At 72.4% G+C, this 23485-nt stretch carries 25 protein-coding genes and 1 pseudogene; 19 read left to right on the top strand and 7 right to left on the bottom strand.

From position 1 onward, the window contains the following. Positions 1 to 105: 105 nt before the first annotated feature. The 7 genes from ACFYO9_RS29890 (at position 106) to ACFYO9_RS29860 (ending at position 7328) form a co-directional block, all read left to right on the top strand. The gene (locus ACFYO9_RS29890; RefSeq protein ID WP_355815636.1) at positions 106 to 492 is read left to right on the top strand and encodes a hypothetical protein; all 387 of its coding nucleotides are present in this window, start codon (positions 106 to 108) and stop codon (positions 490 to 492) included. A 130-nt stretch (positions 493 to 622) separates the two neighbouring features. Beyond that, the gene (locus tag ACFYO9_RS29885; RefSeq protein WP_355815639.1) at positions 623 to 1108 is read left to right on the top strand and encodes a TrkA C-terminal domain-containing protein; all 486 of its coding nucleotides are present in this window, start codon (positions 623 to 625) and stop codon (positions 1106 to 1108) included. A gap of 4 nt (positions 1109 to 1112) precedes the next feature. After that, positions 1113 to 2378: a cation:proton antiporter gene (locus tag ACFYO9_RS29880; RefSeq protein WP_358776401.1), complete on the top strand. Its 1266-nt coding sequence runs from the start codon at positions 1113 to 1115 to the stop codon at positions 2376 to 2378. 212 nt (positions 2379 to 2590) lie between these two features. Then, positions 2591 to 3340, top strand: a complete 750-nt coding sequence (locus ACFYO9_RS29875; RefSeq protein WP_358776399.1) for a hypothetical protein — start codon at positions 2591 to 2593, stop codon at positions 3338 to 3340. A gap of 119 nt (positions 3341 to 3459) precedes the next feature. Continuing rightward, positions 3460 to 4053 (top strand): sigma-70 family RNA polymerase sigma factor, encoded by a 594-nt coding sequence (locus ACFYO9_RS29870; protein ID WP_358708146.1) that lies wholly within the window; start codon positions 3460 to 3462, stop codon positions 4051 to 4053. A gap of 115 nt (positions 4054 to 4168) precedes the next feature. After that, complete coding sequence (locus ACFYO9_RS29865; protein WP_358776397.1) at positions 4169 to 5707, top strand: MFS transporter; 1539 nt, start codon at positions 4169 to 4171, stop codon at positions 5705 to 5707. A gap of 118 nt (positions 5708 to 5825) precedes the next feature. Beyond that, positions 5826 to 7328: a DHA2 family efflux MFS transporter permease subunit gene (locus ACFYO9_RS29860; protein WP_358776395.1), complete on the top strand. Its 1503-nt coding sequence runs from the start codon at positions 5826 to 5828 to the stop codon at positions 7326 to 7328. Positions 7329 to 7409: 81 nt separating this feature from the next. Here the strand turns inward: ACFYO9_RS29860 and ACFYO9_RS29855 are convergent, their stop codons facing one another. After that, complete coding sequence (locus ACFYO9_RS29855; protein ID WP_355815656.1) at positions 7410 to 7886, bottom strand: GNAT family N-acetyltransferase; 477 nt, start codon at positions 7884 to 7886, stop codon at positions 7410 to 7412. A gap of 314 nt (positions 7887 to 8200) precedes the next feature. Here ACFYO9_RS29855 and hemC point away from each other — a divergent pair, with 314 nt between their 5' ends. From hemC to ACFYO9_RS29825, 6 genes are all read left to right on the top strand, one after another. After that, the gene (hemC, locus tag ACFYO9_RS29850; protein WP_358776393.1) at positions 8201 to 9136 is read left to right on the top strand and encodes a hydroxymethylbilane synthase; all 936 of its coding nucleotides are present in this window, start codon (positions 8201 to 8203) and stop codon (positions 9134 to 9136) included. Positions 9137 to 9223: 87 nt separating this feature from the next. Next, complete coding sequence (locus ACFYO9_RS29845; RefSeq protein ID WP_355815662.1) at positions 9224 to 9523, top strand: metalloregulator ArsR/SmtB family transcription factor; 300 nt, start codon at positions 9224 to 9226, stop codon at positions 9521 to 9523. Beyond that, a complete protein-coding gene (locus ACFYO9_RS29840) occupies positions 9520 to 9906 on the top strand; it encodes a VOC family protein (RefSeq protein WP_358776391.1) in 387 nt (128 codons plus the stop codon). Before ACFYO9_RS29845 ends, ACFYO9_RS29840 begins: the two co-directional genes overlap by 4 nt. Positions 9907 to 10181: 275 nt before the next feature. Then, positions 10182 to 10748: a type 1 glutamine amidotransferase domain-containing protein gene (locus tag ACFYO9_RS29835; protein ID WP_358776389.1), complete on the top strand. Its 567-nt coding sequence runs from the start codon at positions 10182 to 10184 to the stop codon at positions 10746 to 10748. Positions 10749 to 11033: 285 nt separating this feature from the next. Beyond that, complete coding sequence (locus tag ACFYO9_RS29830) at positions 11034 to 11441, top strand: YciI family protein (RefSeq protein ID WP_355815670.1); 408 nt, start codon at positions 11034 to 11036, stop codon at positions 11439 to 11441. Between the two features lie 8 nt (positions 11442 to 11449). Continuing rightward, positions 11450 to 12622, top strand: a complete 1173-nt coding sequence (locus tag ACFYO9_RS29825) for a DUF6596 domain-containing protein (RefSeq protein ID WP_358776573.1) — start codon at positions 11450 to 11452, stop codon at positions 12620 to 12622. A 22-nt stretch (positions 12623 to 12644) separates the two neighbouring features. Here ACFYO9_RS29825 and ACFYO9_RS29820 read toward each other — a convergent pair whose 3' ends face one another. The 3 genes from ACFYO9_RS29820 to ACFYO9_RS29810 form a co-directional block, all read right to left on the bottom strand. Further along, positions 12645 to 13010 (bottom strand): hypothetical protein, encoded by a 366-nt coding sequence (locus ACFYO9_RS29820; protein WP_358776387.1) that lies wholly within the window; start codon positions 13008 to 13010, stop codon positions 12645 to 12647. 266 nt (positions 13011 to 13276) lie between these two features. Continuing rightward, a complete protein-coding gene (locus ACFYO9_RS29815; protein WP_358776386.1) occupies positions 13277 to 14221 on the bottom strand; it encodes a threonine/serine dehydratase in 945 nt (314 codons plus the stop codon). Positions 14222 to 14328: 107 nt separating this feature from the next. After that, complete coding sequence (locus ACFYO9_RS29810) at positions 14329 to 14958, bottom strand: deaminase (RefSeq protein WP_358776384.1); 630 nt, start codon at positions 14956 to 14958, stop codon at positions 14329 to 14331. Between the two features lie 12 nt (positions 14959 to 14970). Between ACFYO9_RS29810 and ACFYO9_RS29805 the strand changes: the two genes are divergently transcribed. Both ACFYO9_RS29805 and ACFYO9_RS29800 read left to right on the top strand, forming a co-directional pair. Then, positions 14971 to 15159 carry a hypothetical protein gene (locus tag ACFYO9_RS29805; RefSeq protein WP_358776382.1) on the top strand — a complete coding sequence of 63 codons (189 nt, stop codon included), beginning with the start codon at positions 14971 to 14973 and terminating at the stop codon, positions 15157 to 15159. 99 nt (positions 15160 to 15258) lie between these two features. Beyond that, positions 15259 to 15843, top strand: a complete 585-nt coding sequence (locus tag ACFYO9_RS29800) for an alpha/beta hydrolase (RefSeq protein WP_358776380.1) — start codon at positions 15259 to 15261, stop codon at positions 15841 to 15843. Between the two features lie 15 nt (positions 15844 to 15858). On the opposite strand, the gene ligD is transcribed toward ACFYO9_RS29800, so the two are convergent. The 3 genes from ligD to ACFYO9_RS29785 form a co-directional block, all read right to left on the bottom strand. Then, positions 15859 to 16812 carry a non-homologous end-joining DNA ligase gene (ligD, locus tag ACFYO9_RS29795; protein ID WP_358776378.1) on the bottom strand — a complete coding sequence of 318 codons (954 nt, stop codon included), beginning with the start codon at positions 16810 to 16812 and terminating at the stop codon, positions 15859 to 15861. Between the two features lie 189 nt (positions 16813 to 17001). After that, complete coding sequence (locus ACFYO9_RS29790; RefSeq protein ID WP_358776376.1) at positions 17002 to 17355, bottom strand: hypothetical protein; 354 nt, start codon at positions 17353 to 17355, stop codon at positions 17002 to 17004. Positions 17356 to 17765: 410 nt separating this feature from the next. Continuing rightward, positions 17766 to 20864: a LuxR C-terminal-related transcriptional regulator gene (locus tag ACFYO9_RS29785; RefSeq protein ID WP_358776374.1), complete on the bottom strand. Its 3099-nt coding sequence runs from the start codon at positions 20862 to 20864 to the stop codon at positions 17766 to 17768. Positions 20865 to 21078: 214 nt separating this feature from the next. On the opposite strand from ACFYO9_RS29785, the gene ACFYO9_RS29780 reads away from it, so the two are divergent. From ACFYO9_RS29780 to ACFYO9_RS29765, 4 genes and pseudogenes are all read left to right on the top strand, one after another. Beyond that, positions 21079 to 21441: a VOC family protein gene (locus ACFYO9_RS29780; protein ID WP_358776572.1), complete on the top strand. Its 363-nt coding sequence runs from the start codon at positions 21079 to 21081 to the stop codon at positions 21439 to 21441. After that, positions 21438 to 21890 carry a pyridoxamine 5'-phosphate oxidase family protein gene (locus ACFYO9_RS29775; RefSeq protein ID WP_358776373.1) on the top strand — a complete coding sequence of 151 codons (453 nt, stop codon included), beginning with the start codon at positions 21438 to 21440 and terminating at the stop codon, positions 21888 to 21890. The genes ACFYO9_RS29780 and ACFYO9_RS29775 overlap by 4 nt, the downstream gene beginning before the upstream one ends. Before the next feature lie 68 nt (positions 21891 to 21958). After that, positions 21959 to 22411 carry a DUF1801 domain-containing protein gene (locus ACFYO9_RS29770; RefSeq protein ID WP_358776571.1) on the top strand — a complete coding sequence of 151 codons (453 nt, stop codon included), beginning with the start codon at positions 21959 to 21961 and terminating at the stop codon, positions 22409 to 22411. Positions 22412 to 22795: 384 nt separating this feature from the next. Next, positions 22796 to 23443, top strand: a pseudogene (locus ACFYO9_RS29765) (ABC transporter ATP-binding protein); the annotation flags it as partial. Positions 23444 to 23485: the final 42 nt, after the last annotated feature.

Here is a 23485-nt window from a genome sequence, read left to right as displayed (position 1 = left end):
CGCGCGGACGCCGTACGGAGGCGCCGCGCCGGCCCGCAAGGCATCAACCGACAGGGTCCGCCGCCTGGGCGCGGGCCCGTGAAGAAGGCTTGAGGGTCGCTCGCCATGCATGACATCACCCATCGGATCGCCGCGGGAATCGGCGCCGTCGCCGCCGCGCTCGGCTGTCTCATCGCCACGGGTCCTTCGGCGGTCGCCGACGGCAAGTGGTGCAATCACTCGGTCTGCATCGAGACCTACGACTCGGGCACCTATCTGGGCCGGGTCGAGGTGTCCGTCATCAACGGCAACCAGCCGAGCCGCATCCGCGCGCGCGTGTGGACCACCAACGGCTGGAGCGCCAACACGAAGGTGGAGGACGTCGCGAAGTTCCGGACCTACCGGGACCAGGCGTACCCCCAGCGGCACTTCCCCGCGGGGACCCGCCTCTGCGCGGAGGGCTTCCGCGATTCCGACAGCGTCGGGCTCCCCTGCGTCACGCTGACCGACTGACGGCTCTCTCCCCCTCCCCCGGCCCTGCCGAGCCCGCGACCCCGTCGTGAGCGAATGGGATTTTGCCAATCCTTGGCCCCGATAGGGTGACAGCCGGGGGAGATCGTCTATTCACGCAAGGGGAGAACCTGTGCCCGCATCACGACTCAGCCGTACGCCGCTTCCCGGCATCGGCATCCGGTACGACCTGACGACCCGAGAACAGCAGCGCCTCTCGGTGGTCGCACACCGGGACGGTGCGCGGACAGTGAGCGCCTACCGCTCCGACGACCCGGACGCCTGCGCGCTGTCGATGCGCCTGAGCTCGGGCGAGGCGGACGCGCTGATCGACGCCCTGATGCCGTCGCACCACAGCCCCAACCTGCTGCACACCACCGACCTCGGCCTGGTCGCCGAGCGCATCCTGCTGTCGGCCACCTCGCACTGGAACGGCCGCCTCCTCGGCGAGACCCGGATGCGGACCGACACCGGCGTCTCGATCGTCGCGGTGCTCCGGCGGGCCGACGCCATCCCCTCGCCGGCGCCGGACTTCCGCCTTGCCGGGGGCGACACCCTCATCGTGATCGGTACGCGCGAAGGCGTGGAGACGGCCGCGACGATACTCGGGCGGGAGTGAGCGCATGCACTCCGCTGTCTTTCTGATCGAGTTCGGCGCGATCATCCTCGCGCTCGGGCTGCTCGGCCGGTTCGCGGGCCGCTTCCGCTTCTCGCCGATCCCGCTGTATCTGCTGGCCGGACTCGCGTTCGGCGAGGGCGGGCTGCTGCCGCTCGGGGCGAGCGAGGAGTTCGTCGCCATCGGCGCCGAGATCGGCGTCATCCTGCTGTTGCTGATGCTCGGCCTGGAGTACACGGCCAACGACCTCGTCAGCAATCTCAAGACGCAGTACCCCGCCGGACTCGTCGACTGCACGCTCAACGCCCTGCCGGGCGCCGCCGCCGCGCTGCTCATGGGGTGGGGTCCGGTCGCCGCCGTCGTCCTCGCCGGCGTCACCTGGATCTCGTCGTCCGGCGTCATCGCCAAGGTCCTCGGCGACCTCGGCCGGCTCGGCAACCGCGAGACCCCGGTCATCCTCAGCATCCTCGTCCTCGAAGACCTGGCGATGGCCGTCTATCTGCCCATCATCACCGCCCTGTTGGCCGGTGTCGGCTGGGCCGCGGGCAGCCTCACGCTCGCCATCGCGCTCGGCGCCGCGGGGCTCGTCCTCTTCGTCGCGGTGCGGTACGGGCGGGTCATCTCGCGGTTCGTCTCCAGCGACGACCCCGAGAAGCTGCTCCTGGTGGTGCTCGGTCTGACCATCCTGGTCGCCGGCATCGCACAGCAGTTGCAGGTCTCCGCGGCCGTGGGCGCCTTCCTGGTCGGCATCGCGCTCTCCGGTGAGGTCGCCGAAGGGGCACACTCGCTGCTCGCGCCGCTGCGGGACCTGTTCGCCGCCGTATTCTTCGTCTTCTTCGGACTGCACACCGACCCGTCGAGCATTCCGCCGGTGCTGCTGCCCGCGCTCGCGCTCGCGGTCGTCACCGCTCTGACGAAGATCGCGACGGGGTACTGGGCGGCCCGCCGCGCGGGCATCTCGGTCAAGGGCCGCTGGCGGGCGGGTGGCGCGCTGGTGGCGCGCGGCGAGTTCTCCATCGTCATCGCGGGGCTCGCGGTCACGGCGGGCATCGAGCCGTCGCTCGGCCCGCTGGCGACGGCGTACGTCCTGATCCTGGTCATCGTCGGCCCACTGACGGCCCGTTTCGCCCAGCCCATCGCGAGTTACGCGAGCGGCGTGCTGTCGCGGCGCGGCGGGACCGTCGGCCCCGGTCCCCAGGCCGCGCCGCAGGTTCCGGCGTCCCCGGAGGCGGCCGAGACGCTGGACGTGCAGGACGCGACCGAGCGCTCGTAGGGTCGTCGGCGGCGGCAACTGCCCGTCGGGCGGCACGTGGAAGTGGTCCTGCAACCGTCCGCCGGGCGGCACGCGGAAGGTGGTCCCGCGTGCCGTCCGACGGGATCGCCCCGCCGGGGCCATACCGGGAATATCCCGGCAGTTCGGTGCACTTCGGGCATCTCTTGGACTCGCCACCCCCTGCCCCGTCGTCGCCTGGCACGATGCTCCCCATGACCTCCGGGCCCGCGTTCCGCCTCGCACGAGCCGCGATGTTCGCGGCCGTCTGCGTGGTGACGACGGCCTTCGGTCACGCGCTCATGTCCGATGCCCCGCTGCCCTGGTGGGCGGTGGCGTACGCGTTCGGCGCCACGGCCGCCGCGGCCTGGTGGCTGACGGGCCGTGAGCGCGGCGTCGCGGCCGTCACGGCCGCCACCGTCGCGGCCCAGCTGTCCCTGCACGAACTGTTCGGCCTCGCCCAGCGGTTGGGCGCCGCGCCGGGTGCCGGCGGCCTGTCGTCGGCATCCACGGCGCCCCGCTCCGGCGGCGACGGCCTGAACCACATGAACCACCCGATGCCGATGTCCGGGTCGATGTCAAGGTCGATGTCCGGGTCGTCCTCCGGCGCCGGCGCCTCCGCGGTCTCGCCGCACTCCGTCGGCATGCCGGACGAAGGCGTCTCCCACTGGGTCATGTCCGTCTTCGGGCACAGCGGCTTCGGCATGCTCCTCGCCCACGTCGTCGCCGCGCTGCTCTGCGCGCTGTGGCTGTGGCGCGGCGAGGCCGCCGTCTTCCGCACCGGACGCGCCCTGGCCGCCGCGGTGTTCGTGCCGCTGCGGTTCGTCCTCGCGGTCCTGGTCGCCGCGCTTCCCCCGTCGCCGCCCCCGGTCGGCGCGCTCGTTCCCGTACCGCGGCTGCGCGGGGTCCTTCTCCAGCACGTCGTCTCCCGCAGAGGTCCACCGGTCCTTCCGGTCAGTTCCTGACAACCGCCCGCACCCCTCGGTGCCGGGCGGATCTTCGGCGTCCGCGCTCCCGGGGGCACAGCCCGCGCCGGGTGTGCCGCGGCGCTCTCCGAACTCCCTTCACCGAAGGACCTTCTGCGATGACACCTGCCCTTTTGCGGACGCGGCCCGGTACCGACCAGAGCCGTGACGACCGCATCACCGAGTGGGCGCTCGCCGCCCGTGACGGCGACCCCGCGGCGTTCGAACAGTTCGTGCAGGCCACCCGCCGCGACGTCTGGCGCTTCGTGGCCCACCTCAGCGGCGATCTGCACGGCGCCGACGACCTGACCCAGGAGACGTATCTGCGGGCCCTCACCTCGCTGCACGGGTACGCGGCGCGCGCCGGGGCCCGCACCTGGCTGCTCGCCATCGCACGGCGCACCGTCGCCGACCGTTTCCGTTCGGCGGCGGCCCGGCCGCGCATCGCCGACACCAGTGACTGGCAGGCGGCCGCCGAACGCGCCCAGCCACGCGGGCTGCCCGGCTTCGAGGAGGGCGTGGCCCTGCTCGACCTCCTGGAGTCGCTCGACGCGCCGCGCCGTGAGGCGTTCGTCCTGACCCAGCTCGCCGGGCTGCCGTACGCGGACGCGGCCGACGCGGTCGGCTGCCCGATCGGCACCGTGCGCTCACGGGTCGCGCGCGCCCGCGAGCGGGTGAGCGAGCTGCTGCTCGCCGCGGACCGGGCCTCGTAGCGCCCAGGGCCGTACCGGGGCCTCTCCCGCAGAGGCCCCGGCCGGCCCCGCCGGCTCCCGGTCGCGTCACCCGATCAGGGCGTTTAGCGTGGGGCGGGGGCGTCTGGAGGCCACCATGGACCGTGAAGCCACGTCCACGCCGGGGACCGTGCCGGGGCCTGATCCCGCACGCGAGGCCGACGCGTCGGCCACCGTGCTCAGCACGGGCGGCGGGCGTCACGAACACCGCTGGCTGATCCTCGCAGTGATCGGCATCGCCCAGCTGATGGTCGTGCTCGATGCGACGATCGTGAACATCGCGCTGCCCTCGGCCCAGAAGGATCTGGGGTTCAGCGACGGCAACCGCCAGTGGATCGTCACCGCGTACGCCCTCGCCTTCGGCTCCCTGCTGCTCTTCGGCGGCCGCATCGCCGACCTGGTGGGGCGGAAGATCGTGTTCCTGGCCGGTCTCGCCGGATTCGCGGTGGCCTCCGCGATCGGCGGCGCGGCGAACAGCTTCTCGATGCTGGTGGCGGCCCGCGCGCTCCAGGGCCTGTTCGGCGCGCTGCTCGCGCCCGCCGCCCTGTCGCTGCTCACCACCACGTTCACGGATCCGCGGGAGCGCGCCAAGGCGTTCGGCATCTACGGCGCCATCGCGGGCGCGGGCGGCGCGGTGGGCCTGCTGCTCGGCGGCGTGCTGACCGAGTATCTGAACTGGCGCTGGTGCCTCTACGTGAACCTCGCCTTCGCCGTCGTCGCGATGCTCGGCGGCGCGCGCCTGCTGCACCCCGGCGCTCCCCCGGACCGGCCCAAGCTGGACGTGCCCGGCACGTTCCTCGTGTCGGCCGGACTCTTCTGCATCGTCTACGGCTTCTCCAACGCCGAGACGCACGCCTGGAGTTCCGTGCTGACGTGGGGCTTCCTGGTCGTCGGGGTGGTGCTGGTCGCGGCGTTCGGATGGTGGCAGGCACGCGCCCCGCATCCGCTGCTGCCGCTCCGGGTCGTCCTGGACCGGGACCGCGGGGCGTCGTTCCTCGCGATGTTCATCTCCGGCGCCGGCATGTTCGGGGTGTTCCTGTTCCTGACGTACTACCTCCAGCAGATCCTGGAGTACTCGCCGGTCAAGACGGGCCTTGCGTTCCTGCCGATGGTCGCGGTGATGGTGGTGGGCTCGGTGGTGACCACCAACTTCCTGGTGCCGAGGGTGGGCGCCAAACCGATCGTGCCGCTGGGCATGGGGCTCGCGGCCGCCGGCATGGCCTGGCTCACCGCCCTCGACGTGACGAGCAGCTATCCGGCGCACGTGCTGCCGCCCCTGCTGGTCGCGGGGCTCGGCCTGGGTTTCGTCTTCGCCCCGGCGATGAGCATGGCGACGGCCGGTGTCGCCGCCCACGACGCGGGCGTCGCGTCGGCGATGGTCAACACCTGCCAGCAGGTGGGCGGTTCGATCGGCACCGCGTTGCTCAACACCCTGGCCACCACGGCCGCCTCGAACTACCTCGTCGGCAAGAAGCCGACGCCGCAGGTACGGGCCGACGCGGCGATGCAGTCGTACTCGACCGCGTACTGGTGGTCGGCGCTCTTCTTCGCGGTCGGCCTGATCGTTACCTTCGTCCTGTACCGCCGAGGAGCGCCCGTGCACCGGGAGTCGGGTGACGGCGCGGTGCACATGTAGGACGGGCGGGTAGGGCTGGCGCGTAGGGCGGAGGAGGGCGATGGCTTCAGGTCCGGCGGGGCGTCAGGGGCAGCCGGGACGTCCGGGACAGCCAGGGCGCCCGGGGTCTCAAGGGCGGGTGCCCGCCGGCGCCGGGCCGGACTCCGGTGTCGCGCTCGCCTCGGCCCGCGGGCGCTGGGTCCTGGCGTGCGCGGTGCTCGCGTCGGGCATGGCGCTGCTCGACGGGACCGTGGTCAACGTCGCCCTGCCGACGCTGGGCAGGGACCTCCACACCTCCCTCTCCTCCCTGCAGTGGGTCGTCAACGCCTACATGCTCACGCTGTCGGCGCTGCTCCTGCTCGGCGGCGCGCTCGGCGACCGCGTCGGGCGGCGGCGCACCCTCGTCGTCGGGGTGGTGTGGTTCGCGGCGGCGTCCGCGCTGTGCGGTGTCGCGCAGGACGCCGGGATGCTGATCGCGGCCCGCGCGCTGCAGGGCATCGGCGGCGCGCTGCTCACCCCGGGGTCGCTGGCGCTCGTCCGCGCCTCGTACCGGCCCGAGGACCAGGCACGCGCGGTGGGCGCGTGGTCGGGCCTCGGCGGTGTGGCCGGTGCCGTCGGCCCCTTCCTCGGCGGCTGGCTGATCGACGGGCCGGGCTGGCGGTGGATCTTCCTGATCAATGTGCCGCTGGCCGCGCTGGTCCTGGTCGCGGTGCGGCACGTGCCCGAGAGCCGCGACGAGACGGCGGCCCAGCAGCGTTTCGACGTGCCCGGCGCGTGTCTCGCCGCGCTGTTCCTCGCGGGCATCAGCTTCTCGCTGATCGGCGCGTCCGGTGACACGTCGGCGTCCGGCGTGGTCCTGCCCGGGGTGCTCGGCCTCGCCGCGGGCGCCGCGTTCCTCGTGGTCGAGCACCGCAGGCGCCATCCGATGCTGCCCCTCGAACTGTTCCGCTCCCGCCTGTTCACCGCGGCCAATGTGATGACGCTCTGCCTGTACTCGGCCATCGGCGGGATCCTGTTCATGCTGCCGGTGCAGTTGCAGACGACGCTCGGGTACGACGCGCTGCAGGCGGGCACGGCGACGCTGCCCATCACGATCCTGATGCTGCTGCTCTCCGCGTCCGCCGGTGATCTGGCGCGCCGCCTGGGGCCCCGACTGCCGCTCGTCGCCGGGCCGTTGGTGGCGGCCGCCGGGGTGCTGCTGTTGCTGCGGGTCCGGCCGGGCGCGGCGTACGTCACGGAGGTGCTGCCCGCGGTGGTGGTGCTCGGCCTCGGCATGAGCCTGTTCGTCGCGCCGCTCACGGCGACCGTGCTCGCCTCGGTGGACGCGGGCCGCGCCGGGCTCGCCAGCGGGGTCAACAACACGGCCGCCCGTATCGCGCAGCTGCTCGTCGTCGCGGGTCTGCCGCTCGCGGTCGGCCTGTCCGGGACGGCGTACGCGGATCCTGGCGCGCTCGACTCGGCCTTCGGCAAGGCGGCGTGGGGGTGCGCGGGGCTGTTCGTCCTCGCGGCGGCGGCGGCCGCGCTTTTCGTACGGCCGCGTCCCGCGGACTGGCACGGCGACCACGGCAATGCGCCGCAGTGCAAGACGTGCCTGGGGGTCGAGTCCCCGCCGCTGGAGCCGGGGGGCCGAGCCGGGGAGTGAGGGCCTGCCGGTCAGCGGGGCTCAATCGTGACGGTCACCCGGCGCCGAACTGTCACGGTCACCGGGGCTGAACTGTGCCGGTCAGCGGGGCAACTCGCGTACGAACAGGGTCACCGACACGCTCGCCTCGAAGCCGTTGCGCCGCATCAGGGCGGCCGACGCCGTGTTGCGGGACTCGACATCGGTGACGACGGCGCTGGCGCCCGCCTCCGTGAGCGTCGCGCAGCAGGCCTTCACGAGGCGGCTCGCGATGCCTTGTCCCTGGTACTCGGGGGCGCTAGCGATCCACTCCAGGTTGCCCCAGTCGGGCCGCTGGTCGAAGCCCATCGAGCCGAGCACGAACCCGGCAAGCCGGTCGCCGTCGTCCAGCGCGACCCAGCAGGCGGAGGCCTCGTTGTCCATGTGGCGGGCGATCGCCGACAGCGACCAGGAGGTGTACGGCTTCACGGACGTGTCGTAGACCCGGCGGCCCAGGGCGAGGACGTCGGCCAGATGGGTGGCCGTCATCGGCTCGGGGGTGATCGACGCCGGGCGCTCCGGCGCGGCAGGGCTGGACATGGGGCCTCCCGGAAGGCGGGCGCGGCGCCGGGCCGCGACTGCGTGCACCTCACGGTATGAGGCGGCCGGGGTACGCGCATGCCGAGGAGCCTCGGGGCGTACGGACACCGGGCTCCGACACAGGCCGGGCTTGGGGCGCACACGCCGCAGTCGGCCCTGGGGCGGACACCTTGCAGCCCGCCCCGGGACGGACACGCCGCGGCCGATGAGCCCCGACACGCCACCGGTACCGGTCAACTCACGCGCCCCTGCGGTCTTTTGATCAGGTGGACGCCTGTCCGAGGCACACCGCCGGAGCCCTTATCGTGGACCGCATGTCCGTTCCTGAGCTCATCCGCATCGTCTCCCGCTCCTCCCCCATGGCGCTCGCCCAGGTGGAGCGCGTCCGCGCCGAACTCGCCGCGCTGCACCCCGGCATCCGCACCGAGGTCGTGCCGGTCACCACCTCGGGGGACCGCTGGATGGGCGACCTGGCGGCGCTCGGCGGCAAGGGAGCGTTCACCAAGGAGGTCGATGCCGCGCTGCTCGCCGGTGACGCGGACCTCGCGGTGCACTGCGTCAAGGACGTCCCCGCGGACCGGCCGCTGCCGGCGGGCACGACGTTCGCCGCGTTCCTCAAGCGGGACGACATCCGCGACGCGCTCATCCACCCCGGCGGCCTCACCCTGGACGAACTGCCCGCGGGGACCCGCATCGGCACGTCATCGGTGCGCCGCGTGGCTCAACTCGCCGTCTCGCACCCGGAGTTGGAGTGCGTGCCGATGCGCGGCAACGCGGGCCGCCGGCTGGAGAAGCTCGCCGCGGGCGACGCGGACGCGCTGCTGCTCGCCCAGTCGGGCCTCGACCGCATCGGCCGCCCCGAGCTGGCCAGCGAGATCCTGTCGGTGGAGACGATGTGCCCGCCGATCGGCGCGGGCATCCTCGCTTTGCAGTGCCGCGAGGACGACACGGCGACCATCGACGCCGTGTCGGACCTCGGCGACACGGATGCCTGGCGGGAGGCGACCGCCGAGCGCATGTTCCTGCACGTGCTGCAGGGCCACTGCAATTCGCCGATCGCCGGGTACGCGCGTTCGGAGCGCGGCGGCGACCTGTCGCTGCGAGCCTGCGTGTTCACGCCCGACGGCAAGACGGTGCTCAACGCGCACGAGTGGGCGGGCCGGCTCGACCCCGCGACGCTGGGGACGTCGGTGGCCGTGGCACTGCTGCGCCAGGGCGCCAGGGAGCTGATCGACGGCATCGCGCACTGACGCGACGGCCCGCGGGCGCGTGGTCCGCTCGGGCAGGGTCTTCGGGGACCTTGATAGGCAAGTCGTCACTTGCCTATGGTGGGGGTCGTGACGGATGATGTCTTCAAGGCGCTGGCCGACCCCACCCGGCGGCGCATCCTCGACGAGCTGGTGGAGCGGGACGGCCAGACACTGTTCGAGATTTGCGCACGGCTGGTGACCAAGCACGACGTGGGACTCTCCCGCCAGGCGATCAGTCAGCACCTGGCCGTACTGGAATCAGCGGGCCTGGTCCGCTCGCGGCGCCAGGGCCGGTACAAATTCCACGACCTGACCACCGAACCCCTTGAGCACATGGTGACCCGCTGGCTCAAGCCCGGACCCGACGCACCGGAGGACACCCCGTGAAGATCCATTTGACCAGCGTCTTCGTCGACGACCAGGAGAAGGCCCTGCGCTTCTACACGGGCGTGCTGGGCTTCGCGAAGAAGCACGACGTCCCGCTGGGCGCGGACCGGTGGCTGACCGTGGTCTCGGCGGACGAGCCCGACGGGACCGAGCTGCTCCTGGAGCCGGACGGCCACCCCGCGGTGAAGCCGTACAAGACGGCCCTGGTCGAGGACGGCATTCCGGCCGCCTCCTTCGGCGTGGACGACGTACAGGCCGAGTTCGACCGGCTGCGCGGCGCGGGGGTGCGGTTCACCCAGGAGCCGCTGGCGATGGGCCCGGTCACGACCGCGGTCCTGGACGACACCTGCGGCAATCTGATTCAGATCATGCACAGCGAGTAGAGCGGCGCGGGCAAGGCGCCGGAGAGCCGACTGGCCCGGCCACCCGCCGCTCCCCCGAGACGGCCACCTAAGGCCTTTGGTCCCGGGTCACGCGGCGGATGCCGGGGCACCCGTCCTCTGCGGAACGGTTACTCCGGTCGCCGGACTCATCTGGCGCCACCCCGGCGTGTGCTCATGCTGAAGAGGGGTACCGGAGCGTCCGGTCGGCTGCGCGCTGCGACTTCGCTTCGACGCGGCACCGCACCAAACGCACAGCACCAGAGGAAGGCAACGTCATGGCTGACAACACACTGAACGGCCACCGCGTCCTGGCGATCGTCACCAACTACGGAGTCGAGCAGGACGAGCTCGTGGTGCCGGTGCAGCACCTGCGCGAGCGCGGCGCACACGTCGACGTGGCCGCCGTGTCGTCGGACGAGATCCGGTCCCTCGTCGGGGACAAGGACCCGGGCAAGAGCGTCCAGCCGGACCTGACGCTCGCCGACGCGGACGCGTCCTCGTACGACCTGCTGCTCATCCCGGGCGGCACGGTCAACGCCGACACCCTGAGGCTCGAGGAGACCGCCGTCTCGATGGTCCGTTCCTTCGTGAAGTCCGGCCGCAAGGTCGCGGCGATCTGCCACGGCCCGTGGCTCCTGGTGGAGGCCGACGTCCTGGAGGGCAAGACCCTCACGTCGTACGCCTCGGTGGCCACCGACATCCGTAACGCCAAGGGCACCTGGGTCGACAAGTCGGTGATGCACTGCGGCGCCAACGACTGGGACCTCATCACCTCCCGCAACCCCGGCGACCTCGACGACTTCCTCGGCGAGATCGACAAGACGCTCACTGCGGCGGGCTGACGGGACCGACCGGGGGGCGGACCCGTATCGCGCCACGCTCACCAACCCGAAGAGTCCCGAAAAGTGGTGGCCGGAAGCCTTGAGAGGGTCTTCCGGCCACCATTTTTGCGCTCAGAGCTCGCAACAGGATCTTGAACCACAGGCCCCGACGCCCCGCGCGGCCCCTGAAAAGAATCCTCGAAAAAATTCTGTCGGCGATGTCGAGAACCCGCGGCTTGCTCCGTCCCAGCAGTGCAAGCGACGACGAGCGGCCACAATGGCCGCACGAGCACCGAGGAGAACACCATGGCCAAGTACCTGCTTCTCAAGCACTACCGCGGAGCCCCGGCGGCGGCCAACTGCGTCCCGATGGAGCAGTGGACGCCGGAGGAGATCTCGGCCCACGTGAAGTACATGCAGGACTTCGCGGCCCGCCTGGAGGGGACCGGCGAGTTCGTCGACGGCCAGGCCCTCGCCCCCGAGGGGACCTGGGTCCGGTACGACGGCGAGGGGCGCCCGCCGGTCACCGACGGACCCTTCGCCGAGACGAAGGATCTCATCGCCGGCTGGATGGTGATCGACGTCGATACGTACGAGCGCGCCGTCGAGCTGGCCGGGGAGCTGTCCGCCGCCCCCGGCGCGGGCGGCGAGCCGATCCACGAGTGGCTGGAGCTGCGCCCCTTCCTCGCCGAGCCGCCCACCATCACGGAGTGACGTCACCGGTGAACGAGGCACTGCTGCGCAGCCTCACCCCGAGCGTCCTCGGAATCCTCGTCCGCCGCGGAGCCGACTTCGCGGCGGCCGAGGACGCCGTACAGGACGCGCTCGTCGAGGCGGTCCGCGTCTGGCCGGCCGACCTGCCACGCGACCCGAAGGGCTGGCTGGTCACCGTGGCCTGGCGCCGGTTCCTCGACGTGACCCGGGCCGACGTGTCCCGGCGCCGGCGCGAGGACCGGATCGACGACGAGCCCGCCCCCGGCCCCGTACCCGCCACGGACGACACGCTCCAGCTGTACTTTCTCTGCGCCCACCCCTCGCTGACGCCGTCCTCCGCCGTCGCGCTCACCCTGCGCGCCGTCGGCGGGCTCACCACGCGCCAGATCGCCCAGGCCTACCTCGTGCCCGAGGCGACCATGGCGCAGCGCATCAGCCGGGCCAAGCGCACGGTCTCCGGCGTCCGTTTCGACCGCCCCGGCGACGTCGCCACCGTCCTGCGCACGCTCTACCTCGTCTTCAACGAGGGCTACTCCGGCGACGTCGACCTCGCCGCCGAGGCCATCCGGCTCACCCGGCAGCTCGCGGCCGCCATCGACCATCCCGAGGTGGCCGGGCTGCTCGCCCTCATGCTGCTCCACCACGCCCGGCGCGCCGCAAGGACCGCGCCCGACGGGAGCCTGGTGCCGCTCGCCGAGCAGGACCGCGGCCGGTGGGACACCGGGGCGATCGCCGAGGGCATCGGCATCCTGCAGACGGCCCTCTCCCGCGACCGGCTCGGCGAGTTCCAGGCCCAGGCCGCCATCGCGGCCCTGCACGCGGACGCGCCGACCGCGGAGGAGACGGACTGGGTGCAGATCGTCGAGTGGTACGACGAGCTGGCGGCCCTCACCGAAAGCCCCGTCGTCCGGCTGAACCGGGCGGTGGCGGTCGGCGAGGCGGACGGGCCCCGCGCGGGACTTGCCGCGCTCGCGGCGCTGGACGATTCGTTGCCGCGCCACACCGCCGTGGCGGCGTACCTCCACGAACGTGACGGCGACCTGGCGGTCGCGGCGCGGCTCTACGCGGACGCGGCCCGGAAGGCCACGAACCTCGCGGAGCGCGCACACCTGACGCGCCAGGCCGCACGGCTCAACGGGAGTCCGGAGCTCCTCAGAAGCCGCGACGCGGACCCTCCGTGACCCGAAATGGAGATCAGCACCTTTAGCAGGTCAGCCGGATTTCCTTGCTCTCATAGGTGGCAATCTGGTAATCCAGCGTGACCGACGTCTTGTAGTTGAAAGTGCCTTGCCCGGCGCACTTGAACATGACCAGCTTGGATGTGCTGCCCGTGAGGCGAACACTCCCCACCACCTGCCAGCCCCACGCACGATGCCGCTGGAGCGTGATCTCCCCCGCCAAGCAGTTGGCCTTCTTTCCCGCCTTGCCGAAAATCTCGTTGATTCCCTTGTAGGGCTTCGAGATGGAGTAGCAGCTACGGCCGGATTCGGATGCGGCGGCCGGAGTGGCGGCGGTCAGCGGTCCGGCCACACAGGCCAGGGCCATGATGACAGCGGCCTTGCGGCTCATCTTGGGTACCCTCATTCGAAACTCCCCCTTACGAAAACGTGGCGCTCGGCGACCACATTGCATCAGACGCCGAATTGCGGAGATCCGGCGGCGAGATTTGCTGTCCCGAAGAAGATGGCCAAGGCATCTTCCTGGCGGGGCAGACACTAACCAATGAGTTCCCGGTGTTGCAAGATCACACCGGCACCCTCATGTCCACCAGGAGAAAACGGAACCAACGGACCAGACTGCCGCGTTGGCTCCGGCGACCCGCGCGACGTTGGGGGTCATGCGGTGTAGGCGGTGATGTCGTCGACGGTGGTGTTGCCGCCGCAGATCACCAGGCCGAGGTGTGTGTCGTTGCCCGTCTTGGCCAGGACGCGGCGGGCGGCCGGCAGGAGGCAGCCGGCGGCGGGCTCGGCCCATACCTTGGCGTGTTCGGCCAGTTCCCGTACGCCGGCGTAGGCCTCCGCCTCCGGCACGACCAGGACCTCGTCGACCATGTCGCGCACCATCGTGTACGTCAGCGGGGAGACCGTGGGCGCGCCGAGCGTGCTGATCCGTGAGTTCACGTCCACCTGGAGCGGCCCGCCGTGGGCCAGGGCCTGTGACATGGCGTCGGCTCCGGTCGTCTCCACACCCCATACCCGTACACCGGGCCGTCGCGCCTTGAGTGCCGCCGCCACGCCCGCGATCAGGCCCCCGCCGCCGATGGAGACCAGGACGTCCGTCAACTTGCCCGCGTCTTCGGCCAGTTCCAGCCCCACGGTGCCCTGTCCGGCGATGACCACCGGGTCGGCGAAGGGGTGCAGCAGGGTGAGTCCGTCGGCTTCCAGACGTTCCATGAGCGCGAAGGCCTCGGCCATGGTGGCGGTCAGGCGGACGTCGGCGCCGGCGTCCCTGGCGATCTCCACGGAGCGTGCCGGGGCGGTGCGGGGCATGACGACGGTGGCGCGTACGCCGAGGGCGGCTGAGGTCTCGGCCACGGCGACGCCATGGTTGCCGCCGGAGACGGCGACGACGCCGGCCTCGCGTTGGGCGTCGGTCAGGGTGAGGAGCTTGGCGACGGCGCCGCGCGCCTTGAAGGAGCCGCTGCGCTGGAGCAGTTCGAGTTTGACCGTGACCGGTACGCCGAGCAGTGCGCTCAGGCCCGGGCTCGGCAGTGTGGGCGTGCGCACCACATGGCCCGCGATGTGTGCCGCGGTGGCCTCCAACTCCTCGACACCGATCATGGCGCTCCTCCGGGATGTGCGGGTGGGTCGGTCGCGTGGCGTGTTCGGTCGCACGATACGTGTCGGTGCTGGGTGGTGGGGCGGAGAGGGGTGTTGGAGGCACACGCTCACCTGTCGTTGCTCCTGTCGTCACTGCCGCCCGCATCCCCTCCGTACGGGGAGAGATGGGGCAGGGCGAGGCGGTAGGCGACGGCGACCGTCTCGGCTTCCACGAACCCGGGGATCTCCGCGCAGCGTCGGGCCGACGCCCGTGCCCCGTGGTCGAATGCGCGCTCCCCACCGCTCGGCGGTGCGTCGTGGCGGAGGCTCCACAGGTCCATCAACAGAGCGCCGAACACCGCGAGGGGGCCCTGGACCGGCCCCACTCGCCGCGTCCATCGCTCCGCGATGGCACCGCTGACGGACGGGATCCGTTCGATGCCCTGCCAAAGGGGGTCCGGCGCCGCGTAGAAGACGGTGCCGACGTGCGCGTGGAGGAGGGCCCCGCTGCAGAGGAGGCACGGTTCGAGCGTGGTGAAGAGCTGATGGTCCTCGTACCGCCGCTCGGCGGTGAGTTGACCGAGGACGTTGACCTCCGCATGCGCGATGGCGGCACCGGCGAGCTGCCCGGGCGGGGCGGTGGCGGGGGCCTCCTGGCTGCCTTTCGTCCAGCGATTGTCGGTGGTGGCGTCCCTGCCGGTACGGCGACCCAGTGGTTTGCGAGGGCGAAAAGTGGTCAGGTACACCGCAGTTGACACGGGAGGCACGTGATGGTTTTCAATCCGGGACAGAACGGGCAATGGGTCCGCACGCGTACGGACGCGGACACGAAGGCGTTCATCGAGGAGAAGCGCGCCGAACAGGAACGTGCACAGGAGACCGGCACCGGCACGGTGATCCTGACGGGCGTCGTCGTCCTGCTCCTGATCGCCGCGGTCCTCTACGGCTGGCTCGGCTGACCCACCTGCCGCCGCGGCCACCGCTTCACCGAGAATCGTCCCGAGTGCGGCCCGCAGAGCAAGCGGGCCGCGACGGACACGGTGGGAGGGTGGAGAACGATGGTCGCGTACGTCGTCATCCCGGGGATCGACGGGTCGGACGAACAGCACTGGCAGAGCTTGTGGGAGACCCACTGGGAGACGCCGACGGTCGGCGCATCGGCGATCCACACGTCCGCGGTCCGGATCGCCCCGGCCTCGTGGAGCGCGCCGGATCTGTCGGACTGGGTGTCGTCCGTCCAGAGTGCTTACGAGACGGCCGCGCGCCGCGACAGCCGCGTGGTCCTGGTGGCCCACAGCCTCGGGTGCTGGGCCGCCGCGCAGTGGCTGGAACGAGTACGGCCGGAGAAGGTGGCCGCATTCCTGGTCGCGCCCCCGGACCCCGCCGCGGCGGCGTTCCCCCGTGCGGCGGCCGCCACGTTCCTTGACCTGACCGCCCGCCCCCTGCCGTGCCCCGGCACGGTGGTGGCCAGCGGTGACGATCCCTACTGCGACCCGGCGACAGCTGCCTCGTTCGCGCGGGCGTGGGGTGTGCGCTACCACCTCGTCGGCGACCACGGCCACCTCAACTCGGGGAGCGGCCTGGGCGCGTGGCAGGAGGGTGCGGAGCTGCTCCACGCTCTTGTGGAGTCGTCGGGTCCGTAAGGGAAGGGCTGCTGTTCAGCCATCCGGTGCGAGGTCGGGGCGCAGCCGGTGCCAGACCGGGTGGCGGAGCAGGCCGGCCCGGGTCAGCGCGGTGTAGCGGACCTCGGCGACCAGCCGGGGCAGGACCCACCGGGCACCGGGCACCGCCGGCACGGGGGTGAAGGGACACTCGTCCATCGCGGCGATACCCAAGAGGTGGGCGAGGTCGGCGCGTTCCCGCTCGTTCCACCCCGTGCCCACACTCCCCCGGTACGCCAGGACGCCGTCCTCGTACTGCCCGGCCAACACCGCGCCCGGTAGTCCGGTCAGGCGCCCGTGGCCCGGCAGCCAGCCGCCGATGACGACGTCGAGGGTGCGGACGTTGCGGATCTTGACCCAGTTCGGTGACCGCCTGCCGGGTTCGTACACCGAATCGAGCCGTTTCAGCACGATCCCTTCGAGGCCGTGTTCGCGGGCGAACTCCAGGGTCTCGCGGCTGTGGCCGGCGACCGCGCCCGGCACCGACCAGGTCGGGCCCGCGTCGACGAGCTGCTCCAGGACCTCGCGCCGCCGAACGTAGGGCAGTCCGGTCAGGTCCTGGCCCGCCGAGAACAGCACGTCGAAGAGGATCAGGTGCACGGGGGCGCGGGCGGCGAGCCGGGCCGCCTTCGCCGGGGAACCCGCAAGCCCCATGCGCGGCTGGAGCCGCTCGAAGTCCGGGCGGCCCGCCTCGTCGAGGACGACGATCTCCCCGTCGAAGACCCTCGGCACACCGCCCAGCGTGTCGGCCAAGGCGTGGAGTTCGGGGTACGCGGCGGTGATGTCGTCGCCGGAGCGCGAGCGGATGAGCAGGGTGTGGTCGCCGGGCAGGTAGATCAGCGCGCGCTGCCCGTCGTACTTGGTCTCCGCACTCCACAAATGCTCACTCCGTGAGGGCGGCAGCGAACCCGGGGTGGCGAGCATGGGGACGAGTCGGGGCAGGGGGGCCATGCTTGTCAGCCCTCGCCCCGCGCGGGTGCGTTCATGCGTGACGGCGGCTCATCTCGCTCGGTCGGCCCTGCGGCCGAGGCGCCGGGCGGGTTTGCTGCTGCCGTGCGCGGGCCCGGGCGCGGCAGCACGCGGGGCGGGTCCGGGCCCGGGCGCGGCAGCACGCAGGGCCGGGCCCGGGCGCGCTGCCCGTCAGCTGACGATCTGGTCCCCGTCGGGTACGTCCTCGACCGTGACCGCGCCGGCCGACAACCCGAGCCCCTGCGACACCGCGCGGGCGAGTCCGTCGGGGTCCGGGCCCGCGGGGACCGGGACCTGCTCCCCCTCGCCGTAACTCTCGATCGCCTTCGTGAAGTAGCCGGGGTGCCATGCGCCGACGGCGCCCCGGACCTCGACCGCGGTCACGGGCCGGGTCCCGACGAGGCGCCGGAGCGCGGGCAGGATCTCGTCGGACCGCAGCTCGCCGGGCACCTGGAACAGACTGGCGTGCGCGCCGACGAGGCCGCCGTCGCGGAGCCGCACAGTGACCGTGAGGCAGCTGGTCACGCTCGGATACGTGATCACTCCCCCGGACGCCACCTCCTTGACCTGCCCCTCCGTGACCGTTGCCTTGTCGGGTGCCTGGGCTCCGACCGGAACACGAACCTCCGCTGCGAGGTGATGTCGGGGCCCGACGGCCTGAGCCGCAGAGCCGAGCCCGACCTGTAGACCTATGAGCGCCACCGACAGAACCGTGACGCACAGGGCAGTACCCCTCCGCCCAGCCTCGCGTACGGGTCGTCGTACGGCGTGGTGGTCCGACTGGGGGTGCTGACGGGACGGGTGGTGCGCGGGCACGGATTCTCCTGATGACGAGCCGCCGAGCCGAGCCGATCGGCGAGGCGGGGCAAGGCGAGGCGAAGCGAAGCGAACGAACTGAACTGTTCGCCCATGATCTCGCACGGGCCGTCGGCGGACTACGCCTGAAGTCGCCGCTGGCTCGACGTGATTCGTGCGGCGGACGCCATGTCCGCGACGGATCCGTCTCCGGCCGTGAGGCCGAGGCCCGCCAGCTCCGCCGCTCCGGTGGCCGCGTAGGCGCCGCCCGCGAGGATCAGCGTGCGGGCCGCCTGGTACGGGGAGCCCGCCGCGGTGAACGCCTTCGCCGTGGCGAGTACGCGCGGGACGTCTCCGTCGAGCAGTGCCTCCGCGCGGGTCACCTGGGCAGAGGCGACCGGGTTGCCGGCGACCACGGCCTGGGCGGAGGCGATCCTGGTGCGGGCCTCCGGGTGGCCGGCCAGGACCGCGGCCTCCGCCCGGAGGGCCACGTACCAGTGCAGCCAGATCCAGCACACCCACTTCCACACCTGGTCCGGCTCCGGAGCGACCCGTTCCAGCGCGGCCTGTGCGCCCCCGTGGTGCAGCAGGACCGTGGCGTCGAAGACGGCACCGTAACCGTGCCGGTGCTCCGGCACCGTGTCCGCCTGCTCGACGATCGCGAGCCAGGTGGCCCGGGCCTCGTGGTCACCGCGCAGCCCGTGCGTCATCGCCACCGACGCGGCCGCGGCGCCCAGCGAGAGCGACCGCTGGCGGCCGCTCTGCTCCCAGGCGTCGTGGAAGCGCACGCTGCGGCCGAGCACCTCGTCGGCGTGGCCCGCGAACGCGTCCGCCGCCAGGATCCAGCACGTGGCGTGGTGACCAGCCTCCGCCAACAGCGGGTGGTCGGCGAGCAGTCCGCCCCACCGCCGCGCCTCGGGCAGCCCGCCCACCCCGAGTGCGGTGCCCGCGGCCATGGCGAGGGCGTCCGTCAGCTCGTGCGTGCCGGCGGGTGTGGGCGGTACGGACGTCAGTACGTCGATACGGCGTCGGGCCGCCGCCGCGACGGCGAACGCGTCACCCGCCCAACTCCGCGCGCCGGACAGCGCGTCGAGGGCGGCGGACTGTGCCACCGGGTCGGCCGCGAGCCGGGCGAGCTCGATGGCCCGCTCGGCTCGCCGCACCGTTTCGTCCACGGTGTTCCGCGCGTCTCCCTGGACCGCGCCGAACGCGTCCACTTCCACGGCCGCCTCGGCCAGCGCGACGGCCGCCGCGGCGGTGGGGGCCGCACCGGACAACTCCCGCGCCTCGTCCAGCAGATGCGTCACCTCGGCCACGGAAGGAATCCGCGCGAACGAGGTGGAGAAGCGGTACGCGACCGTGGCCGCCGCCGCCAAATCGCGCCCCGCGCCGGGGTTGTCCCCCGCCCGGCGTGCGGCCTCCGCGGCGGCCCGGTGCAGACGGAACATGTCGTCGCCCAGCCTCCGGCAGCCGGCCACCCCGGCGGCGTGCCGCAGCGCGTCCGCGCAGGCCGCGGGGTCCTCGGCGAGCCCCGCCGCCTGCTCGTACCGCTGTTGCGCCTCGCCCAACAGGTTGCGTGTGAAGGCCAGTTCGGCCAGGGCGAGGGCGAGGCGGTGGGCGTCCTGACGCCGTTCCGGCCGGTCGGCGGCCCAGGCGAGGGCGGCCCGCAGATCCTCCGCCAGCGCGTCGAACCGGACGCGCCAGTCGGCTCGGGCGCGCGCGTCGGTTCGGGCCAGCGCGTCGGCTGGGGCCAGCGCGTCGACTGGGGCCAGCGCGTCGGTTCGGGCCAGCGCGTCGGTTCGTACGTGCCCGCCGGTACCGCCCGAAGCGGAGGCACCCGAAGCGGTGACGGCGCCCGAAGCGGTGACGTCGCTCGAAACGGCGGTTGCCGTAAAGGCCGTGGCTGTCGTGAGAGCCGTGGCGCCAGCGAGGCACCACCTCAAGTGCCGGGCACGGACCTCCGCGACCTCGCCGGCCTCGGCCAGCCGCTCCGCCCCGTACTGACGGATGGTCTCCAGGGCCTGGTAGCACGTGCCGGACTCGGACGGCGTCACGGCGAGCAGGCTCTGCTCGGCCAGCCTCCCCAACCCGTCGGCGATCGCGGCGGCCGCCGACGCGACGTACCCCGGCACCTCGGCCGCTGCCCCTGTCCCCGCCTCGGCCGTCACCCCGGCCACGACCTCAGCCGCGTCCTCCGCGGTGAACGGTGCCATGAACACCGACAGGCGCCGCAGCAGTACCCGGTCGTCCGGTTCGAGCAGGTCGTGGCTCCAGTCGAGGACCGCGCGCACCGACCGGTGCCTGCCGTCGGCTCGGGGGCCGCCCGCGAGGATCCTGAGCTGGTCGGAGAGGCCGGCCAGCAGCCCGTCGAGGCCGAGCGTGGACCACCGCGCGGCCGCCAGTTCGATGGCGAGCGCCATGCCGTCGAGCCTTTCGCACAGCGCCGCGACCCGAGCGCGGTCCTGCGGAACCGGTGCCCCTCCGACCGCCGCCGCCCGCTCCAGGAAGAGAGCGACCGCCTCCGAACCGCCACCGCCGACCCGGGAGAGCGGCGGGACCGGGAAGACCCACTCGAAAGGCACCATCAGGCGGGCCCGGCTGGTCGCGAGCACCCGTATCCCGGGGCAGGCCCCGAGCAGCCGCTCCAGGAACGGCGCCACCCCGTCGAGCACGTGCTCGCAGTTGTCGAGGACCAGCAGCGCCTGGCGGTCCCCCAGCGCGGCCACCACCGCGTCGTCGATGCCTCGGCCGGGCTGTTCGCCCACACCGACCGCCGCCGCGACCGCCGCCCCCACCCGGCCCGGGTCGGTGACCGGGACCAGGTCGACGAACCACACGCCGTCCGCGAAGGCGCCGGCAGTCTCCGCCGCGACCGCCAGCGCGAGCCGCGTCTTGCCCACTCCGCCCAGGCCGACCGCGGTCACCAGCCGGCGTTCCGTCACCGCCGCGGCCAACTCGGCGCGCTCCCGCACCCGGCCGACGAAAGCCGTCAGCGGTGCCGGGAGCGCGGGCGCGGGGCGAGGCCGTCCGGTGGACGGGGCGGGGCGTGCCTGCGCGGCCGCCCGGCGGGACAGCGCCCGCCGGTCCGGCATCTCCAACTTCCGCAGCAGCGACGAGACATGCGACTCGACCGTCCGTACGGAGATGAAGAGCCGTGCGGCGATCTCCGCGTTGCTGAGGTGTTCCCCGAGGAGGGCGAGCACTTCGGCTTCCCGGGACGAGATCACTGGAGTGGACATCGGCTCATTATCCGTACAGGGCTCCGAATAGGTACCGATCTCCTACGTAGTCCCTCGGCAGTCCCTCCGTGGTCCTTTCCGTGGTGAGCACGGAGGCGCCCCCTGCCCCTGCCGGGGGAGGCTTCAACCACAAGGAACGAGCCCGCCAACGGCCGCCAAAACACCAGGAGTTACCGTGCCCAGCCCCCTCAGCCCCTCCTCCGACACCTCGGACATGCCGGACACCCCGGACCTCAGGACCTTGCTGCTCCCCGTGTCCGACCTCGCCCAGGCGAAGGCCGTCTACACCGCGCTGCTCGGTACCGCCCCGCAAATCGACGACCCCTACTACGTCGGCTTCGACACCGTCGGCCGGCACGACGGCCAGCACGTCGGTCTCCTGCCGGGCGGTGGGCCGCAGGGACTGACCTCGCCGTTGGCGTACTGGCACGTGCGGGACATCGAGGCCAAGGTCGCCGAGCTGACGGCCGCGGGCGCCACCGTGAAGGACGCTCCGGGCGACGTCGGCGGCGGCCGCCTGGTGGCCACCCTCATCGACCCCGACGGCAACCTGCTCGGCCTCCTGGAGGACCGGTGAGCGCGGCCCCCCGCTCCCCGGCCCAACGCCGTCGCGACACCGAGCAACGGCTGACCCACGACGTCGACGTCTGGGTGGCCACCGCCTCGGCTGACGGCGTGCCGTATCTGGTGCCGCTGTCCTTCGACTGGGACGGCGAGACGCTCCTCATGGCCACCCCCGCGGACAGCCCCACCGGCCGGAACCTGGCCGCGACCCGGACCGCCCGGCTCGCCCTCGGCGGCACCCGCGACGTCACCGTGATCGAGGGCGGCGTCGCATCCTTCGCCGTCGACGAGCTCCCGCGCCCCGTCACCGACCGCTTCGTCGCCCGCACGCACTTCGACCCGCGCGCCTTGACCACGTCGTACCGCTGGTTCCGCGTCACCCCCGTCCTCATCCAGGCCTGGCGAGAGGCGAACGAGCTGCGGGGCCGCGACCTGATGCGCGACGGCCGCTGGCTGTTCTGACACCACGACTTGGTCTGACACCACAACCCCCATCCCTAAGGAGCAACCCCGACATGACCAGCACCGGCATGACCAGCACCGACAGCGTCAAGCACGAAGGATTCACGGCCGAGGAGCGGGCCGCGATGAAGGACCACGCCCAGGAGCTCAAGAAGGCGGCCCGTCGCACCTCGGCCGCGGAGAAGGCGGCGGAGGCCGTACGGGACGTCCTCACAAAGATCGCCGCCATGCCGGAGCCGGACCGCGTCATGGCCGAGCGCGTCCACGCCGTCATCACGGCCAACGCCCCGGCCCTCGCGCCGAGGCTCTGGTACGGGATGCCCGCCTATGCCCTCGACGGCAAGGTCGTCTGCTTCTTCCAGAGCGCGGAGAAGTTCAAGGCGCGTTACGCGACCCTCGGCTTCAGCGATCTGGCGAAGCTGGACGACGGCCCCATGTGGGCGGCCGGTTACGCCCTCGCCGAGGTGACACCGGAGGTGGAGACGCGGATCGCCGAGCTCGTGCGCCGTGCGGCGGGCTGAGGCGTACGACCGGCCCCGGAGCGCTCCGGCCCCCGCTGGGGGCAGTGGGCCGGAGCGCGGCCCGTGGTCATGGACGCCGCCGCGCGGAGCAGACCGCACCGGCCACCCGCCGCGTCCAGAAGCATCCCGCCGCATCCAGAAGCTGAGGGTCACGAATTCTTCACGTTCTCCTCACTTTACCCAAGGGTGAAATCGAGCCACCCGCGCGGGAGGAATACCGCTACCAGGAGAAGACCGTCACCAGGACGCCGCAGCGTGCCGCCGCCCCCTGGGGGAAAACCCCCAGGACAGACGGAGGAAAGCTGCGTTCCGGGCGGCCCCCCGCCGACCTAGCGTGAGGCGTGAGGTGCAGTGAGCACGTCCGGGACACGGCAGGGAGTTGTGATGATCGAGGCCCAGAGTCTCACCAAGCGGTACGGGCCGAACGTTGCCGTCGACGCGGTGAGTTTCGGCGTACTGCCGGGAGCCGTGACCGGTTTCCTCGGCCCGAACGGGTCGGGAAAGTCGACCACCATGCGCATGATCATGGGCCTGGACCGGCCGGACGCCGGGCACGCCCACATCCACGGGGTGCCGTACGGCGAGCTGCGCTGGCCGGCACGCGAGGTCGGGGCGCTCCTGGAGGCTCGCACCTTCCACCCCGGGCGCACCGCGGTCCAGCATCTGACGATGCTCGCCGCCGCCGGCGGGGTGCCGCGCTCCCGCGTCGACGAGGTCCTCGGTCTCGTCGGCCTGGGCGATGTCGCGGGGCGCCGGGCGGGCACGTACTCGCTGGGGATGGCGCAGCGGCTCGGCATCGCCGGCGCGCTGCTCGGCGATCCGGAGGTGCTGCTCTTCGACGAGCCGGTCAACGGGCTCGACCCCGAAGGGGTGCGCTGGATCAGGGAGTTGATGAAGTCCCTGGCGGCCGAGGGCCGTACCGTCCTGCTCTCCAGCCATCTGATCGGCGAAATGGCGCTCACCGCCGACCACTTGCTGGTCATCGGGCAGGGCAGGCTGCTCGCCGACACCTCTGTACGCGAACTGACCTCCCGCGGGCAGTCCTTGGAGGAGTCCTTCTTCGCCCTGACCGCC

This window comes from Streptomyces sp. NPDC005863 (assembly GCF_042871345.1).
GTDB lineage: Bacteria > Actinomycetota > Actinomycetes > Streptomycetales > Streptomycetaceae > Streptomyces.
Note: the sequence above shows the minus strand (reverse complement) of the source record. Positions and strands in the feature narration are given on the sequence as shown.

Bases quoted from the DNA above. Each gene is read 5' to 3' on its own strand.
- ACFYO9_RS29890 (WP_355815636.1), top strand. From the start codon at position 106: ATGCATGACATCACCCATCGGATCGCCGCGGGAATCGGCGCCGTCGCC.
- ACFYO9_RS29880 (WP_358776401.1), top strand. From the start codon at position 1,113: ATGCACTCCGCTGTCTTTCTGATCGAGTTCGGCGCGATCATCCTCGCG.
- ACFYO9_RS29875 (WP_358776399.1), top strand. From the start codon at position 2,591: ATGACCTCCGGGCCCGCGTTCCGCCTCGCACGAGCCGCGATGTTCGCG.
- ACFYO9_RS29870 (WP_358708146.1), top strand. From the start codon at position 3,460: ATGACACCTGCCCTTTTGCGGACGCGGCCCGGTACCGACCAGAGCCGT.
- ACFYO9_RS29865 (WP_358776397.1), top strand. From the start codon at position 4,169: ATGGACCGTGAAGCCACGTCCACGCCGGGGACCGTGCCGGGGCCTGAT.
- ACFYO9_RS29855 (WP_355815656.1), bottom strand. From the start codon at position 7,886: ATGTCCAGCCCTGCCGCGCCGGAGCGCCCGGCGTCGATCACCCCCGAG.
- hemC (WP_358776393.1), top strand. From the start codon at position 8,201: ATGTCCGTTCCTGAGCTCATCCGCATCGTCTCCCGCTCCTCCCCCATG.
- ACFYO9_RS29835 (WP_358776389.1), top strand. From the start codon at position 10,182: ATGGCTGACAACACACTGAACGGCCACCGCGTCCTGGCGATCGTCACC.
- ACFYO9_RS29830 (WP_355815670.1), top strand. From the start codon at position 11,034: ATGGCCAAGTACCTGCTTCTCAAGCACTACCGCGGAGCCCCGGCGGCG.
- ACFYO9_RS29820 (WP_358776387.1), bottom strand. From the start codon at position 13,010: ATGAGCCGCAAGGCCGCTGTCATCATGGCCCTGGCCTGTGTGGCCGGA.
- ACFYO9_RS29815 (WP_358776386.1), bottom strand. From the start codon at position 14,221: ATGATCGGTGTCGAGGAGTTGGAGGCCACCGCGGCACACATCGCGGGC.
- ACFYO9_RS29805 (WP_358776382.1), top strand. From the start codon at position 14,971: ATGGTTTTCAATCCGGGACAGAACGGGCAATGGGTCCGCACGCGTACG.
- ACFYO9_RS29800 (WP_358776380.1), top strand. From the start codon at position 15,259: ATGGTCGCGTACGTCGTCATCCCGGGGATCGACGGGTCGGACGAACAG.
- ligD (WP_358776378.1), bottom strand. From the start codon at position 16,812: ATGGCCCCCCTGCCCCGACTCGTCCCCATGCTCGCCACCCCGGGTTCG.
- ACFYO9_RS29785 (WP_358776374.1), bottom strand. From the start codon at position 20,864: ATGTCCACTCCAGTGATCTCGTCCCGGGAAGCCGAAGTGCTCGCCCTC.
- ACFYO9_RS29780 (WP_358776572.1), top strand. From the start codon at position 21,079: ATGCCGGACACCCCGGACCTCAGGACCTTGCTGCTCCCCGTGTCCGAC.
- ACFYO9_RS29770 (WP_358776571.1), top strand. From the start codon at position 21,959: ATGACCAGCACCGACAGCGTCAAGCACGAAGGATTCACGGCCGAGGAG.